Source organism: Mycobacterium sp. NPDC050551 (genome assembly GCF_040674075.1).
GTDB lineage: Bacteria > Actinomycetota > Actinomycetes > Mycobacteriales > Mycobacteriaceae > Mycobacterium.
Genome location: NZ_JBFARC010000003.1, coordinates 419,974 through 436,651, shown reverse-complemented (window position 1 = coordinate 436,651; position 16,678 = coordinate 419,974). Strand labels below are relative to the sequence as shown.

9 protein-coding genes and 1 pseudogene are annotated in these 16,678 nt (G+C 69.8%); 4 read left to right on the top strand and 6 right to left on the bottom strand.

The features are described 5' to 3' along the window. Positions 1–141 precede the first annotated feature (141 nt). A complete protein-coding gene (locus AB0K11_RS14495; protein ID WP_364977548.1) occupies positions 142–1,308 on the top strand; it encodes an AI-2E family transporter in 1,167 nt (388 codons plus the stop codon). A 55-nt stretch (positions 1,309–1,363) separates the two neighbouring features. Here AB0K11_RS14495 and AB0K11_RS14490 read toward each other — a convergent pair whose 3' ends face one another. The 5 genes and pseudogenes from AB0K11_RS14490 to trmB form a co-directional block, all read right to left on the bottom strand. Next, entirely contained in the window at positions 1,364–4,681 is a 3,318-nt protein-coding gene (locus AB0K11_RS14490) for an MMPL family transporter (RefSeq protein ID WP_364977546.1), read from the bottom strand. Positions 4,682–4,739: 58 nt separating this feature from the next. Continuing rightward, positions 4,740–4,919: pseudogene (locus AB0K11_RS14485) on the bottom strand (NYN domain-containing protein); the annotation flags it as partial. A gap of 99 nt (positions 4,920–5,018) precedes the next feature. Then, positions 5,019–7,676 (bottom strand): MMPL family transporter, encoded by a 2,658-nt coding sequence (locus AB0K11_RS14480; RefSeq protein WP_364977544.1) that lies wholly within the window; start codon positions 7,674–7,676, stop codon positions 5,019–5,021. 52 nt (positions 7,677–7,728) lie between these two features. Further along, a complete protein-coding gene (locus tag AB0K11_RS14475; RefSeq protein WP_364977542.1) occupies positions 7,729–8,424 on the bottom strand; it encodes an NYN domain-containing protein in 696 nt (231 codons plus the stop codon). Beyond that, positions 8,421–9,212 (bottom strand): tRNA (guanosine(46)-N7)-methyltransferase TrmB, encoded by a 792-nt coding sequence (gene trmB, locus AB0K11_RS14470; protein ID WP_364977540.1) that lies wholly within the window; start codon positions 9,210–9,212, stop codon positions 8,421–8,423. The genes AB0K11_RS14475 and trmB overlap by 4 nt, the downstream gene beginning before the upstream one ends. Positions 9,213–9,243: 31 nt before the next feature. On the opposite strand from trmB, the gene AB0K11_RS14465 reads away from it, so the two are divergent. From AB0K11_RS14465 to AB0K11_RS14455, 3 genes are all read left to right on the top strand, one after another. Further along, entirely contained in the window at positions 9,244–10,362 is a 1,119-nt protein-coding gene (locus AB0K11_RS14465; protein ID WP_364977538.1) for a hypothetical protein, read from the top strand. Continuing rightward, positions 10,359–11,870, top strand: a complete 1,512-nt coding sequence (locus AB0K11_RS14460; RefSeq protein ID WP_364977536.1) for a hypothetical protein — start codon at positions 10,359–10,361, stop codon at positions 11,868–11,870. The genes AB0K11_RS14465 and AB0K11_RS14460 overlap by 4 nt, the downstream gene beginning before the upstream one ends. 208 nt (positions 11,871–12,078) lie before the next feature. After that, positions 12,079–13,908, top strand: a complete 1,830-nt coding sequence (locus tag AB0K11_RS14455) for a phosphoenolpyruvate carboxykinase (GTP) (protein ID WP_364977534.1) — start codon at positions 12,079–12,081, stop codon at positions 13,906–13,908. Positions 13,909–13,922: 14 nt separating this feature from the next. On the opposite strand, the gene AB0K11_RS14450 is transcribed toward AB0K11_RS14455, so the two are convergent. Beyond that, positions 13,923–16,568 (bottom strand): adenylate/guanylate cyclase domain-containing protein, encoded by a 2,646-nt coding sequence (locus tag AB0K11_RS14450; protein WP_364977532.1) that lies wholly within the window; start codon positions 16,566–16,568, stop codon positions 13,923–13,925. Positions 16,569–16,678 lie beyond the last annotated feature (110 nt).

Sequence of the window (16,678 nt, the reverse complement as noted above, 5' to 3'; positions counted from 1 at the left end):
CGCCGGCGGCCGGGGCGTCGTCGGACACGACTTACAGGGTAACTGCGCAGGTACCGCGGACGACGCCGCTGCGCCGGGCGCGTTTCGCCTGCTTCGCGCGCGGTGCCCGGCGGATCGTCGCGGTGCGGCTACGCTCGCGGCATGTCAGCAGGTCTGGGTGTCGATCCGCTCGCCGACAGCGCGGTCACGCCGTTCGTCCGCAAAGCCGCCGCCTGGGCGTGGCGACTGCTCATCCTGTTCGCCGCGCTCCTGGCGTTCCTGTGGCTGGTCAAACAGCTCGAGGTGATCTTCGTGCCGGTCGCGCTGGCCACCATCATCGCCGCGCTGCTGATGCCGGCCGTCGACTTCCTCGACCGTCGTGGAGCCCCGCGCGGAGGCGGGGTCGCGCTGGTGATGCTCACCGGGATCGCCGTCGTGGGCGGCCTGCTGACGTTCGTCGTCAGCCAGTTCATCGAGGGCGCCCCGGCGCTGGTGGCCGAGGTGACCCGGAGCATCGACGGTGTGCGCGGGTGGCTGGTCGACGGGCCGCTGCACCTCAGCCGCGACCAGATCGACAACTCGGGCAACGCGGCGATCGAGGCGTTGCGGGACAACCAGGAGAGGCTCACCACCGGCGCCCTGTCGACGGCGGGCACCATCACCGAGATCCTCACCGGCGCGCTGCTGGTGCTCTTCACGCTGATCTTCCTGCTGCACGGCGGCCGCAACATCTTCGGCTTCGTCACCCAGATCTTCCCCGAGGACGTCCGGGGGCGTGTCCGCGACGCGGGCCGGGCGGGTTTCCACTCGCTGATCGGCTACATCCGGGCCACGTTCCTGGTGGCGCTCGTCGACGCGGTGGGCATCGGCGCCGGCCTGGCGATCATGGGCATCCCGCTGGCGCTGCCGCTGGCCTCGCTGGTGTTCCTCGGCGCGTTCATCCCGCTGATCGGCGCGGTCATCACCGGATTCCTCGCGGTGATCGTGGCGCTGCTGGCCAAGGGCTTCGTCTATGCGCTGATCACCCTCGGCCTGATCATCGCCGTGCAGCAGTTGGAGGCACACGTGCTGCAGCCGCTGGTGATGGGCCGCGCGGTGTCGATCCACCCGTTGGCCGTGGTGCTGGCGATCGCGGGCGGCGGCGTGCTGGCCGGCATCGTCGGCGCGCTGCTCGCGGTGCCCACGATGGCGTTCGTCAACAGTGCGGTCCGCGTCATGCTGGCGTCCGACCCCGAGGCGGTCGCCGAGGCGATGGAGGACGACGACGGGCCGCGGATCGACGCCGAACCCGACGACGTGGGACCGCGGCCCCCCGACGACGACAAGTGATTTCGGCGCGGAGACGTTCGGTGCGCGATCGTGTGCGCGCCGAAGTCGCCAGTCGCTAGAGCCGGCCCTCGCGCCGGAGCAGGTCCGCTGCGCTCATCCCGCCGCCCCGGCGACGCTGCTGCTCGTCGTCGGCCTCACGGGTGTCGATCTTCTCGGTGCTCGCCGGATCCTGCGTCCGCGGCGTCGGGATCGCGGTGGTGGCATCCGACTCTGGCTGCGGCTGCGGCTGCCGCGGACGCGGGGCGGGGATGGCTGTCGTCGGCTCGTTGCCCTCGTCGGCCGTGCGTGGGGTGCCGTTGCCGATGCGTGGCCCGCCCTGGCGCATCGCCCGGGTGGAATCGGCCGAGGGCTGCGGCGGCCGCGGCGGCTGGCCGGGCTCCGCGCCGCCGGCCGGCTTGCCACGCAGCTCGCCCAGCCACGACTCGATCTCGCGGTCCTCGCGCTGCTGTGCAGGCGGCGTGGGCCGCGGCACCCGCTGGGTGGGTGCGTTGCCGACCGCACCGCGGACGGCGTTCTTGGCCGCCGAGAACCGGGTGGTCGGCGGTTCCTCGGGCGTTGCGGCGGGTGCGGCGCCCCGCGTCGGGATGCGGGTGGTGCCCGCGGCCGACGGTCCACTGGCCCGCGGCGGTATCCGCACCGGTCCGGCCCGGACGGGGCCCTCCGGATGGGTCGGGTCGTGCGGCGGACGCGGCGGTGCGGACACCGGGCCGCCTGCGCCGACCAGGGCCTCGGGATCGTCGTCGGGTTCCCGGACGTTGGGGCGCTTGCGCTCGTCGGGCAGTTCGGTCTCGCCGAGGCCCAGACGCTCCTGGATGCGCTTCATCCAGCGCGGCGCCCACCAGCAGTCGTCGCCGAGCATCTTCATGATCGCCGGCACCAGGAACATCCGGACGATGGTCGCGTCCAGAAGCAGCGCGATCAGCAGGCCGAACGCCAGGTACTTCATCATCACCAGGTCGGAGAACACGAACGCGCCCGCGACGACCGCAAGCACCAGGGCGGCGCCGGTGATAAGTCGCCCGGTGGTGGCCGTACCGATCCGGATGGCCTCGGCGGTGGACAGGCCGCGTTCGCGCGCCTCCACCATGCGGGACACCAGGAACACCTCGTAGTCGGTGGACAGGCCCCAGATCACGGCGATGATCAGGCCGATCATCGGCGCCATCAGCGGCTGCGGGGTGTAGTTCATCAGCCCTGAGCCGTGGCCCTCGACGAACATCCAGGTCAGCACGCCCATCGTCGATCCGAGCGTCAGCGCGCTCATCACCGCGGCCTTGATCGGCAACACCACCGAACCGAACGCCAGGAACATCAGGATCGTCGTGGTGATGATCAGGATGGCGACCATCAGCGGCAGCTTGTCGAACAGGCTGTGGATACTGTCCTGCTCCAATGCCGGTGTGCCGCCGACATATACGGTCACGCCCCGCGGTGGCGACAGTGCCCGCAGCTCCTCGATCTTCTTGGCGGCGTCGTTGCGGCTCTCCAGGCCGTTCTGGATCACCCGCACCGAGGGATCCTTCGACCCGGTGTCCTGAGCGGCGCGTTCGGCCCACATCTTCGACGGGTCGTTGTCGGCGTCGATGAAGCCGTTGATGGTCATCGCCTTGGCGCGCATGTCGGCCAGTTGCTGATCGGTGATCGGCTCGCCGTTGTCGCTCTTGAGCACCATCGTCAGCGGTTCGGTCCGGAAGCCGGGGAAGCTGCGGTCGAAGTTCTCCTGCGCCGAGCGCACGGAGTTGTCCGGCGGGAGGTACTTCTCGCTGATGCCACCGAGGGCCAGCTGTCCCAGCGGGATGATCAGCAACACCATCACGATGATGATCGGCACTGCGAAGGCGGCGGGACGCTTCATCACGCGGTTGACGAGCTTGCCCCAGAAGCCCTGCTCCACCTCGGCGCGGGTCTTGGTCTTCTGCGTCTTGTCGGCCAGCCAGTGCAGCCACCAGACGATCGGGGTGCGCGCCAGCGGCACGTAGCGCGCCAGCGCGAGGCCGAAGGTGACGACGACGAGGAAGATGATGATGCCGAGCAGCATCCAGTAGACGGCGTTGCCGATGACGTCGTTGTCCTTGAGCGCCATCACGCCGTAGGCCATGGCGCCGTACAGCGCGGTGTAGCCGAGGACCAGGCCGATCAGCGCCAGGTTGGCGCCCTGCTCACCGGTCTCCTTGATGCGCTTGCGGGCGATGTGGCCGAGTGCGATGCCCGCGGGCGGGACCAGCAGCCCCAGGGGGATCGACGCGATGGCGAAGGTGTTGGTCTTGTGGTTCGCGGGATCGCCCTCGATGGGGTCCGGAAGGGCGAACTTGATCAGCGTCTTGACGCCGAGCGCGTCGACGCGCGGGCCGAGGATGGCCAGTCCGGCGGCCAGCACGGTGATCGACAGGATCGCCGCCAGCATGACCGAGGCGATGATCGCGTAGGTGATCGACTTGAGGAAGCCCTGCGGGAACAGCAGCAGCGGCACCGACGACGCCACCAGGATGACGGCGGAGAACATGATGGTGCGGCCCGACGTCATCACGGTGCGGCGCACGGCCGCCTCGGTGTCGTAGCCCTCGGCGAGTTCCTCCCGGAATCGGCTCACCATGAACAGGCCGTAGTCGACGGCGATGCCCAGGCCCATGAGCGTCACCACCGGCTGGGCGAAGAAGTGCACGGGGATGAACTCGGCGGCCAGGCGCATGACGCCGAGCGCACCGGCGATGGTGAGCCCGCCGATCAGGCCGGGCAGCGCCGCGGCGATCACGCCGCCGAAGACGAAGAACAGCACCACGCAGACCAGCGGGATGGCTGCCACCTCGGCGCGCTTCTGGTCCTCGCCGATGGTGCCGGTGAGCTCGCTGGCCAGCGGCTGCAGGCCGGCCAGCTGGATGTCGCCGCCGTTGATCTGCTGCAGGTCGGGTTCGACGGCCTGGTAGTTCTTCAGGATCGCGTCGTCGTCCTCGCCCTTGAGCGGGATGCTGACGAAGGTCTTCGACAGGTCCTCGGTCTTCATCTGCTGGACGGTCTCGCTGGCCGCGTCGGGCGCCTTCAGCCAGCCGACCCAGCTCACCACCTGGTCGGGGTGGTCGGTGACGAAGGTGTCGAGCTCGCCGACGACGTCACGCTGCCACTGCGGGTCGGTGACCTTCTTGCCGTCCGGTGGCGTCAGGATCGCGACGACGTGGCTGGCGCGGTCGCGGCCGTACACCTCGTCGCCGAGCAGGGACGCCTGCACCGACTGGCTGCCCTCGTCGTAGAACCCACTCTGCGTGACATGCTGGCCCAGGCTGATGCCGTAGACCCCGCCACCCAGGCACAGGGCCACCATGACACCGATGACGATGTACCGGAATCGGTAGACCGTTCGACCCCACCAGGCGAACACGTGAGCTCCTTACATTGGCATCTTCTCTGGGGCGACCTCGCCGCGGTCGATTGAGTTGTCAGACACGCGAGGTCAGCAGCGCGGACAGCGGCCCCGACGGCTGCAGCCACATCCTGGACGGGTCGCCGATCGAGTCCGGTCCGCGGTAGCGGCACCCGGGGGACACAGGGGTGCCCTCCAAGTCGATGGACTCCAAGGTATCCGACGCTAGCGCCCGCCTCGCATGTTCGCGAAATCCCGGCGGCCGGAAATCGGCTGCTTTCTGGGCGGTGTCCTGCGACGATCGCCCCCGCAGACCGGTGGTCACAATCGCATCACGTCGGGCGCCCGTCATCGGTCAGAGGCGCCCTTCGCGGCGGAGGACGTCCTGCGCGCTGATCCCCCGACCACGCCTGCGGTCCTCGTCCGCCGGCGGTGCCTGCGGCTCCGTCGGCACGGCTTCCTGCTGGCGAAGCGCAGGGATCGCGGTGGTGGGCTCGTCGCCTGCCGGCTCGGCGGCGTCGTCGTGCGCCGCGGGCGGCTGTTCCGGGCCGCCGCGCAGCTCACCGAGCCACGACTCGAGTCCCCGTTCCCCGCCGGGTTGCTGCGGCGCCGGCGAGCCGGGCGCCCGCGGGGGAATCCGTCTCGGGGTGGCGCGTGGGGGCGTCGGCTGGGTCGGGTCGTGCGGCCGCGGCGGGCGGGCCGGTCCGGACACCTCGGCGCCGACGGGCACGGCGCCTTCGTCCTCTGCGCCCGGGTGCTTGCGTTCGTCGGGCAGCTCGATCTCGCCGAGGCCCAGTCGCTCCTGGATGCGCTTCATCCAGCGCGGCGCCCACCAGCAGTCGTCGCCGAGCATCTTCATGATCGCCGGCACCAGGAACATCCGGATCACGGTGGCGTCGAGCAGCAGCGCGGCGATCAGCCCGACCGCGAGGTACTTCAGCATCACCAGGTCGCTGAACACGAACGCGCCGCCGACGACCACCAGGATCAGCGCCGCGGCGGTGATGATCCTGCCGGTGGTGGCGGTGCCGACGCGGATCGCCTCCGACGTCGACAGGCCGCGGGCCCGTGCCTCCACCATGCGGGACACCAGGAACACCTCGTAGTCGGTGGACAGGCCGTAGATCACCGCGATGATCAGCCCGACGACCGGAGCGGTCAGCGGTGTCGCGGTGAAGTTCAGCACCCCGGCGCCGTGCCCCTCGACGAAGATCCACGTCAGGATGCCGAGCGTGGAGCCAAGCGTCAGCGCACTCATCACCGCGGCCTTGATCGGCAGCACGAGCGACCCGAACGCCAGGAACATCAGCAGCGTCGTGGTGGACACCAGGATGAGCAGCATCATCGGCAGCTTGTCGTAGAGGCTGTGGATCGAATCCTGTTCCAGCGCGGGTGTGCCGCCCACCGAGATCGTCACCCCCCGCGGCGGTTCGATCGCGCGCAGTTCGGCGAGTCTCTTGGCGGCGTCGTTGCGGACCTCGAGCCCGTTCTGCAGCACGGTCACGTCGGGGTCGGATTTCTGCGGGGTGTTGCCGCTCTCGTCCGGCGCGACCGGACGCTCACTCCACTGCGGCTCGGTGAAGCCGCTGATCTGCGCCGCCTCGCTCTTGATCTGGTCGACCTGGGTGGGCGACCCGCCCTCGATGACGAGGGTCAGCTTCTCGGTGCGGTAGCCGGGGAAGGTCCGGTCGAAGTCCTCCTGCGCCATCCGGACGGGATTGTCCGGCGGCAGGTACTTCTCACTGATACCGCCGAGCGCCAGCTGCCCCAGCGGGACGATCAGCAGCACCATGATGACGAGGATCGGCACGGAGTAGAGCACCGGCCGCTTCATCACCCGGTTGACGAGTCTGCCCCAGAAGCCGTTCTCCACCTCGGCGCGCGTCATGGTCTTCTGGGTCCGCTCGGCGAACCAGTCGATGATGCGGCTGGTGAACTGGTTGTCGCGCAGGAACGGGATGCGGTAGAGCGTGCGCACGCCCAGCGCGTCGACGTTGAGTCCGAGGATCGCCAGCGCCGCGGGCAGCACCGTGATCGACAGCAGCGCCGACAGTGACACCGACGCGATGCCGGCGTAGGTCAGCGACTTGAGGAAGCCCTGCGGGAACAACAGCAGGCCTGCCAGTGAGGCGACGATCAGCACGGCGGAGAACGTCACGGTCCGCCCGGCGGTCTGCACGGTGCGCCGGACGGCGGTCTCGGTGTCGTAGCCCTCGGCGATCTCCTCGCGGAATCGGCTCACCACGAAGAGGCCGTAGTCGATCGCGATGCCGAGGCCGATCAGGGTGACCACCGGCTGGGCGAAGTAGTGCATGGGTTCGCCGGTCAGCCAGATCACCATCCGCAGGATGCCGAGCGAGCCGATGATCGACAGACCGCCGATGATCACCGGCAGGCTGGCCGCGACGACGCCGCCGAAGACGAAGAACAACACGACGGCCACCAGCGGGAGCGCGATGATCTCCATGCGCTTCTGGTCCTTGGCGATGGTGCCCGTCAACTCGTTGGCCAGTGGGTTCAGGCCGGCCAGCTTGATGTTGCCGTCGTCGACCCTCTGCAGGTCGGGCTCGATCTCCTTGTAGTTGTTGAGGACGGTGTCGTCGTTGTCGCCCTTGAGGGTGATGTAGACGAAGGCCCGGTCCTTGTCCGGCGTGGCGAGGGCCGCCGGGAATCCGCGCAGGTAGCCGTACCACTCGAGGAACTGGTCGGGGTGCTCGGCCTTGACCGCGTTCAGCTGGTCGGTGATCTCCTTGGACCACTGCGGATCGTCGACCTTGCGGCCGTCCGGGGCGGAGATGATGCCCACCACGTGGCTGGTCCGGTCGCGGCCGTACACCTCGTCGGCGAGCACCGAGGCCCGCACCGATTCACTGCCGTCGTCGAAGAAGCCGCTCTGGGTGACGTGCTTGCCGAGGTCGAGGCTGAGCACCCCGCCGAGCGCGCACAGCGCGACCATGACGGCGATGACGATGTACCGGAACCGGTAGACGATTCGACCCCACCAGGCGAACACCTCGAGCTCCTAACGTCGGGACTGTCCGGGGGGACGCGGCACCGGGCTGCCGCTATGCACGAGAGGTCAGCAGCGCAGACAGCGGCCGGAACGGCTGCAGCCACGCGCCCTGCTCGGGAAGCGAATCCAGGCCGATCCTCGGGAGCGGCTCCCGGAACACCCCCGGGATGTCCTCCAGGTCCAGGAAGTGCAGCGCGTCGGACGCCAGTGCCCAGCTGGCGTGTTCGCGGAAGCCGAGCACCTGCACCGGGATCTCGTCGCGGGCGATGTCCTCGAGCGGCTGCCGGAACGCCTGACCGTCGGCCGAGGCGACGATCACCGAGGCCAGCCCTTCGCCGCGGCGCAGCGCGATGTGCGCGAGCATGTCGGAGTCGACGTCGCTGTCGTCGTCGATCTTCGGTTTGGCGAACACCGCGAACCCGACGTTGCGCAGCGCCTCCACCCACGGCCGGACCACGTCCGCGCTGCCCGGGGCGATGTTGGTGAACACGGTGGCCTCGGGTTCGAGGGTGACGTCGGAGCCGCCGTCGGCCAGCTGCGCCGACAGCTCGGCGGTGCGCCCGAGCAGCCAGCGGCCCAGCGCGTCGAACCGCGGCCGGTGCGCGGCGGTGGGCCGCCCGCCGAGGATGGAGCCGAGGCCCATGTCGAGGTTCGGCGCGTCCCACACCAGCAGCACCCGCTGGCTGCCCGCAGGCGGGCCCGCGGGCGGTGGCGGGGTCGTGACGGGGACGTCCTCGGTGAGACTCATCGCGAAGCCTTCTCCCAGAGCAGTTCGGTGACGTCAGGACCTGCCAGCGCCTTGCGCTCGTACTTGGTCACCGGGCGCTGCACCGAGATCGGCAGCTCGGCGTGGCCCGCGACGCTCACCCGGCGCAGCAGTGGTTCAGCGTCCCCGACCGCGGCGATGTGCTCGGCATAGCCGTCGTGATCGGTGGCGGCGTGCAGCACCCCGCCGGGCCGCAGCCGGTCGGCGATCAGGGCCACCGTCGCGGGTTGCAACAGGCGGCGCTTGTGGTGGCGGGCCTTGGGCCACGGATCGGGGAAGAACACCCGCACCCCGGTGAGCGACTCGCCGGCGAACATGTGCTCCAGCACGTCGACACCGTCGCCGCGGACGAGCCGGAGGTTGGTGACCGGCGGGTCGGCGCGGTCGACGGCGCTGAGCAGCTGGGCCAGCCCGCGGCGGTACACCTCCACCGCCACGACGTCGAGATGCGGCTCGGCCTGAGCCATGGCCAGTGTCGACGTACCGGTGCCGCAGCCGATCTCGAGCACCACCGGCGCGGACCGGCCGAACCATGCCGGAAGGTCGATCAGCGGGGCCGGCCGGCCCTCGTCGTCGCGGGCCTGGGCGCCCAGTTCGGGCCAGAGCCGGTCCCAGGCGGCCTGCTGACCGCCGGACAGCGCGGAACGCCGGGAGCGGAAGCTCGTCACCCGCGGATACGGGTGGCCTGCCGGGGCGCCGGTGGCGTCGTGCGGAGCCGGGGTGCCCGCGACGTCGGACCTGCGCGCTTGCATCCGTCCATGGTCGCTCATCACATCTCGGGTACCCGCTTCGTGGTGCATATTGATACCCAACAGTTGCCTTCGGCTGGTACGTCGGCGCAGGCCGGGCCCTGGGGACGAAGCGTTCGCCAAGCGGCGCGGCAGCTGCCACGATCGGCGTGAGCACCAACGCCCGAACCACCGGAAGGGACGCGCCATCTTCGCCGACGCGCTGACGGATTTCGCCGCACGGTCGGGTGACCGCCGGACGGCCCTGGCCCCTCTCATCGCCGGGCTCACCGCGCCGTTGTCGGTCGAGGTGCTGGGCCGCCGCGGAGTGGGACGTCGCACGGTGGCCGCGGCGCTGCGGACCGCCGGTGTGTCCGTCGTGGACGGCCGTGCGGCCGACCTCGCGGTGCTGGTGATCGCAGAGACGCTCAAACCGGAGGACACGGCGATGCTCGCCGCCGCGCGCGTGCCGGTGCTGATCGTGTTGAACAAGGCCGACCTGTCCGGCGCCGCGGGCGGCGGGCCGGTGGCGCGGGCGCAGCTGCGTGCTACCGAGTGCCGCGCGCGCACCGGCGTGCCGACAGTGCCGCTCATCGGGTTGCTCGCCTGCGCTGCACTCGACGCCGAACTGGTCGCGGCGCTCGACGTGCTGGTCCATCACCCCGCCGATTTGCGCTCGACCGACGCGTTCCTCGACGGCGGACACGACCTCGACCGTGCGGTGCGCGAGCGGATGTTGGCTGCGCTGGACCGGTTCGGGATCGCGCACGCGGTGCTGGCGCTGGGTCGGGGCGCCGACCCGCAAGCGCTGCCCGGCATGCTGCGGCGGCTCAGCGGCATCGACGAGGTGCTCGCGGCGATCGACCGGCTGGCCGCGCCGGTGCGCTACCGGCGGGTGCGCTCCGCACTGGCCGAGCTCCAGGTGCTCGCCGTGCGGTCCGGCGACGACGCGCTGTCCGATTTCCTGGCGGCGGACGATACGGTGCTGGCCGTGATGGCAGCCGCGGTCGACGTCGTCGCGGCCGCCGGGCTGGACGTCGACCCGGCGGACGACCAGGCCGCCCACCTGCGCCGCGCGGTGCGGTGGCGGCGGTACGGCCGTGGGCCGGTGAGCGCCCTGCACCGCGAGTGCGCCGCCGACATCAGTCACGGGTCGATGCGGCTGCTCGGCATCGGACGGCACGCCCGATGACGGCCGACCCGATCGCCGCGGCGGACGCCGTGGTCGCGGCCATCGACCCTGGACTGAGCTCACCCGGGGTGGAGAGCAGCGACGTGGTGCTGGTGACGGGACCGTGGCTGGCCGGCACCAGCAGCCTGATCGCGGAGCTGCGCCGCGAGCTGCCCGAGCACACCTTCGTCGAGTCCGACGACCTGCCGCCCGGCAAGGCGCCCGCGGCCGTGGTGTTCGCCGTGTCGGCGGGCGCGCCGCTCACCGAATCCGATTGCACGCTGGTCGAACTCGCGTCGAACTACACCGATCTGGTGGTGGGCGCGGTGACCAAGATCGACGCGCACCGCAACTGGCGCGACGTGCTGTCCGCTGACCGGACGCTGCTCGCCGAGCGCTCGCCCAGGTACCGGCAGATGCCGTGGGTGGGGGTGGCAGCAGCGCCGGATCTCGGCGAATCGCGGCTCGATGAAGTGGTCGGGCTGCTCCGCCAGCGGCTCGCCGATCCCGACCTGCAGCGGCGAAACCGGTTGCGGGCGTGGGAGAGTCGACTGGAAGCGGTGATCCGGCGCTACCACGCCGACGGCGTCGGCGCCGACCGCGAGGCCCGGGTGACGGCGCTGCGCAGCAGGCGCGAGGAGATCCGCCGGGACAGCAGGCTGGCGAAGTCGGAGCGCGGCATCGCGCTGCGCAGCCAGATCCAGCAGGCCAAGGTGCAGCTCGCCTACTTCGCTCGCAACCGCTGCACGTCGGTGCGGGCCGAACTGCAGGAGGACGCCGCCGCTCTGAGCCGGCGCCGCCTGGCCGGTTTCGAGGACGAGGCACGGGCCCGCGCCGCCGACGTCGTCACCGAGGTCGACGAGGGCATCACCGAGCATCTCGCCGGTGTGGCGGCCGAGGTCGATATGTCGGCCCCGCCCGCGCCGGCCGCACGCCCGCCGATCCCGGACTTCCCCGCGCCACCGCTGAAGAACCGCCGCCTGGAGACGGTGCTGATGATGCTGCTCGGCGCAGGCTTCGGCCTCGGGGTGGCGCTGGCCGTCAGCCGACTGTTCGCCGGGGTCGCGCCGGGTCTGACCATCGCCGGCGTGGTCGCGGGCGGTGCGGTGGGCCTGCTGCTGACGGTATGGGTGGTCGGCATCCGGGCGCTGCTGCACGACCGGGCGGTGCTCGACCGCTGGGTCGGCGAGGTCACCACCACGCTGCGGTCGGCGGTCGAGGAGCTCGTCGCGACCAGGGTGCTGGCCGCGGAGGCGGCGCTGACCACCCAGGCGACCGCCCGCGACGAGGCCGAGGCGGCCACAGCCGGGCAGCAGATCGCGACGATCGACGCCGAACTGCGCGAACACGCCGTGGCCACGGCCAGGGCGGCGGCGCTGCGCGACCGACGGTCACCGCCGCTGCAGCGGGCGCTCGACGCCGTGCGCACCGAGCTCTACGGATCGGCTCCCGCGGCTGAGCCGAACGGGTCCGGCCCGCCGCCGTCCGGTGCCGAACCGGTGGCCGCGGAGGATCCGGCCGAGAACTGAATCGGTCAACCGCGGCCCAGCTCTGCTGAATCGTTCTTTCTGAATCGTTCCTGTGAGTGATCGGACATGATCCAGAATTTCCCCGGGTATGTCACCCACGTTAACCTCACTACAAGGGACGACCGCGGCACCACTGATTTCGTAGTTTCGGCGGCGTCGGGGTCTGCGTCCGGCAGCGCCCGTCAGCAGAAGATGCAGGAGACGAGAGATGACCTCAGCGACTATTCCGGGTCTGGACACCGCACCGACCAAGCATCAGGGCCTGCTCGCCTGGGTTCGGGAGATCGCCGAGCTGACACAGCCCGACCGGGTGGCGTTCGCCGACGGTTCCCAGGAGGAGTACGAGCGCCTCGCGGCCCAGCTCGTCGAGGCGGGCACGTTCCAGAAGCTGAACGACAAGAAGCAGCCGAACTCCTACCTGGCGCTGTCGGATCCCTCCGACGTCGCCCGCGTCGAGTCGCGCACCTACATCTGTTCGGAGCGGGAGATCGACGCAGGCCCGACGAACAACTGGATGGATCCGGCCGAGATGCGCGGCATCATGACCGACCTGTACCGCGGCTCCATGCGCGGCCGCACCATGTGGGTGGTGCCCTTCTGCATGGGCCCGCTGGACTCCGAGGACCCCAAGCTCGGGGTGGAGATCACCGACTCCGAGTACGTCGTGGTGTCGATGCGCACGATGACCCGGATGGGCGCCGCCGCGCTGGACAAGATCGGTGAGGACGGCTTCTTCGTCAAGGCGCTGCACTCGATCGGCGCGCCGCTGGAGCCGGGCCAGCAGGACGTGCCGTGGCCGTGCAACGACACGAAGTACATCACCCACTTCCCCGAGACCCGCGAGATCTGGAGCTTCGGCTCCGGGTACGGCGGCAACGCGCTGCTGGGCAAGAAGTGCTACTCGCTGCGGATCGCGTCGGCGATGGCGCGCGACGAGGGCTGGCTCGCCGAGCACATGCTGATCCTGAAGCTGATCTCGCCCGAGGACAAGGCCTACTACATCGCCGCCGCGTTCCCGTCGGCGTGCGGCAAGACCAACCTCGCGATGCTGCAGCCCACCATCCCGGGCTGGCGCGCCGAGACCGTGGGTGACGACATCGCGTGGATGCGGTTCGGCAAGGACGGCCGGCTCTACGCCACCAACCCCGAGTTCGGCTTCTTCGGCGTCGCGCCCGGCACCAACTGGGACTCCAACCCCAACGCGATGAAGACGATCGCGAAGGGCAACACCGTCTTCACCAACGTCGCCAAGACCGACGACGGCGACGTGTGGTGGGAGGGCCTCGAGGGCGAGCCCGACCACCTGATCGACTGGAAGGGCAACGACTGGGTCCTGCGTGAGACGGAAACCAAGGCGGCGCACCCGAACTCGCGCTACTGCACCCCGATCTCGCAGTGCCCGACGCTGGCCCCCGAGTGGGACGACCCACAGGGCGTGCCGATCTCGGCGATTCTGTTCGGTGGCCGTCGCAAGACCACCGTCCCGCTGATCACCCAGGCCCGCGACTGGCAGCACGGTGTGTTCATCGGCGCCACACTGGGTTCCGAGCAGACCGCGGCCGCCGAGGGCAAGGTGGGCACCGTCCGCCGCGACCCGATGGCGATGCTGCCGTTCCTCGGCTACAACGTCGGCGACTACTTCCAGCACTGGATCGACATCGGCAAGAACGCCGACGAGTCCAAGCTGCCCGCGGTGTTCTTCGTCAACTGGTTCCGCCGTGGCGACAACGGCCGCTTCCTGTGGCCGGGCTTCGGTGAGAACAGCCGCGTGCTGAAGTGGGCCGTCGAGCGCATCGAGCACAAGGCGGACGGCAAGACCACGCCGATCGGCATCGTGCCCACCGCCGAGGACCTCGACCTCGAGGGCCTCGACGTGGACGCCGCCGACGTCGACGAGGCGCTGGCCGTCAACCCCGAGGAGTGGCGCAAGGAACTGCCGCTGATCGAGGAGTGGTTCGAGTTCGTCGGCGAGAAGCTGCCGACCGGCATCAAGGACGAGTTCGACGCGCTGAAGACCCGCCTCGCCGAAGCGGAGTAGCTGCACGCTCGACGCTAGGTGAGAGTGCGTGCCCGGTCGATCTGCTCGAGGGCGTACTGCGCGATCGCGGAATTCGCCATGTTCGCGCCCAGCCGGTTGAGCCGGGCGTACTCGTCGTCGCCGAGCGCCGAATGCAGGTGCTCGGCGGTGGCATCCACCTCGGGAAAGGTGGCCCGCGCGAAGACCGTCTGGGCGAACCCGATGAGGACGGCTGCCTGCTCGGACAGTCCGAGGCGGCCCAGGTGTGCGCCAAGCACCCCTAGCGGACTGACCATGTGGGCGTAGGTGCCGGCATCGTAGAAACTCTTGATCGCCGACGCGAGGAAGTCGAGCGCATCAGTGGCATCGCCGTAGGTGCCCGCCAGCGTGGAGAGGTTCACAGCGAGGTACAGCTCTGTCATCCGATTGCCGCTGTCCATCGCGATCGACAAGCCACGCCGCAGCGCGTCGTACGCGGCGGCGCCGTCGTTCACCCGGCGGGCATAGCCGTATGCGAGCAATCCGTATGCACGGGCACACGGGTTGTCGGTGGACTCGACGTAGGCCAACAGTTGATCGCACGCACGCTCGGCCTCCTCGACTTGCCCGTTTGTCAGTAGTGCGATGACCAGTGACCCCTGATTGAAGGCATCAGCACCCTCGCCGGTGGGAGTCGTGTTGCGGCACAATTCGACCCAGCGCTTCGTCGAACCCACCGTGATGTAGGTGCCGCCGAGTGCTGTGGGTTCGATTCCAAATGGAGAGCGCAGGAAGCGGGCGCCGTCCATCAGCGCAATGGCGGCGTCGGCGTACTCGACGGACTGAGTGAGCCGACCCGTGCGATAGCACGCGGCGGCCGCAACACAGAGCTGGCCGAGCCGTGGATGATCAGCGGCTCTGGCCGCGCCCAGGAGCGATTCGGCCCACCGTGCCGGTTCGTGCTGTTCCATCCAACCGCTGATGAACGCCGCATACACGGCGATGGTCGCGGCGGCGTCGAGGTCGCCGCGATCCGCCGCGAAGCGATACGCCGCGCGGAGATTCGCCAATTCCGTTTCGTACCAGCGGTAGACCTCCACCTGTGCCGGTCCGTCCCATCGCGTGAGCACATCCGCCTCGAGGCCGGCGAAGTGTCGTGCATGGGCTGTCCGAACATCATCGGCTTCACCGCGGCCCCGCAATTCGTCCTCGCCGAACTGACGGATCGTTTCCAGCATCGAATATCGCGTCCGCTCACCGGAACGGTCGGCGATCAGCAGTGACTTGCGCACGAGTGCATCGAGCACATGCAAAGTGGTCACCTCGTCACCGGTCGCCGTCACGGCATTTGCTGCAGACAGGTCGAATCCACCGGCGAACACCGAGCACCTCGCCAACGCCCGCTGCTGGTCGTCGTCGAGCAGGTCGAAGGACCAGCGCACGGCGTGCGACAGCGTGTGGTGCCGCGGGCTCGCGCGACGGGACCCGATCAGGAGTCGGAACCGGTCATCGAGGCGGTCGCGCAGCTCGAGGACGGTCATCGACTGGAGGCGTGAGGCCGCGAGTTCCAGCGCGAGAGGTATCCCGTCGAGGCGGCGGCAGATGTCGGCGACAGCCTCGTCGGCGGCACTCACGTGTGCTCCAGGTGCTGCGGCGCGGGAGCGGTCGACGAACAACTCGACTGCCAACGAATCGCTCGGATGCATTCCGAGCGGGGACACCTGGTGGATCTGTTCGTCGGCGACCTGCAGGCCTTCGCGGCTGGTTGCCAGGATGCGCACGGTCGCCGATCGGCTCAGAATCAGCTCGACGAGGTCCGCCGCAGCGTTCAGAACGTGTTCGCAGTTGTCCAGTACGAGCATCCTGGACCGTCCTTCGAGTGCGACGGCGACACTTTCCGCCACTGTCATCCCGGGTTGCTGGACGAACCCCAATATGGCGGCAGCCGCTTCAGCGACGGCGTTGGAATCGCTGACCCCAGCCAGCTCGACGACCCAGACACCGTCGGGGTGGTCGCTCACCGATCGCGCCGCAACCTCCAGCGCGAGGCGGGTTTTCCCGACGCCGCCGACGCCGGTCAGGGTCACGAGCCGATGCTTGCGGAGTGTCGCAGCAATCGCGCTCAACTCTTCGTCGCGTCCGATCAAACTCGTCGGTGGCACGCGCAGATTGCCCGGGGCGGCGTCAAGGGACCGCAGCGGCGGGAAGTCGGTCGCCAGCCCGTCCGCGCACACCTGGAACACCTCGACCGGTGCGGCGATGTCCCGTAACCGCTTCTTGCCCAGAACGATCAGGTCGGCGTCGCCGACGAGGCCCGAGGCGGCGCCGTCCAGGAGGATCTGTCCGCCGTGCCCCGCGGACATCAGCCGGGCCACCCGGTTGAGCACCGGGCCGAAGTAGTCGCCGTCGCGCTGCTGGGCCTCGCCGGTCGCGATGCCCATCCGCACCGGCAGGTCCAGCGCCCGCTGTGCGGCGACGGCGGCGTCGACAGCGGCTCGCGGTGAGCCGAAGACCGCGCACACGCCGTCGCCGGTGTGCTTGAACACCTCACCGCCGCGGGCGGTCACGGCGTCCCGCAGCACGGCGTCGTGCTCGGCGAGCGCGCCCCGCATCTCCTCTGCGTCTGCCTCCCACCGGCGCGTCGAGCCCTCGATGTCGGTGAAGAGGAAGGAGAGCACAGCCGAGGGCGTGGACGTCGTCATGGGCACACCTCAGAACCCCCATTCCCCGGCGGTTCATCGTAGGTCTGCTTAACCCCCCGCCCTCGGGTTTCGGCACATTTGGGCCGCCCACTTGACACCCGTCAAGTACG

What these genes read in the sequence shown, in the direction of transcription:
- AB0K11_RS14475 (WP_364977542.1), bottom strand. Translation starts at nt 8,424, where the DNA reads ATGAGTCTCACCGAGGACGTCCCCGTCACGACCCCGCCACCGCCCGCG.
- AB0K11_RS14455 (WP_364977534.1), top strand. Translation starts at nt 12,079, where the DNA reads ATGACCTCAGCGACTATTCCGGGTCTGGACACCGCACCGACCAAGCAT.
- AB0K11_RS14450 (WP_364977532.1), bottom strand. Translation starts at nt 16,568, where the DNA reads ATGACGACGTCCACGCCCTCGGCTGTGCTCTCCTTCCTCTTCACCGAC.
- trmB (WP_364977540.1), bottom strand. Translation starts at nt 9,212, where the DNA reads ATGAGCGACCATGGACGGATGCAAGCGCGCAGGTCCGACGTCGCGGGC.
- AB0K11_RS14460 (WP_364977536.1), top strand. Translation starts at nt 10,359, where the DNA reads ATGACGGCCGACCCGATCGCCGCGGCGGACGCCGTGGTCGCGGCCATC.
- AB0K11_RS14495 (WP_364977548.1), top strand. Translation starts at nt 142, where the DNA reads ATGTCAGCAGGTCTGGGTGTCGATCCGCTCGCCGACAGCGCGGTCACG.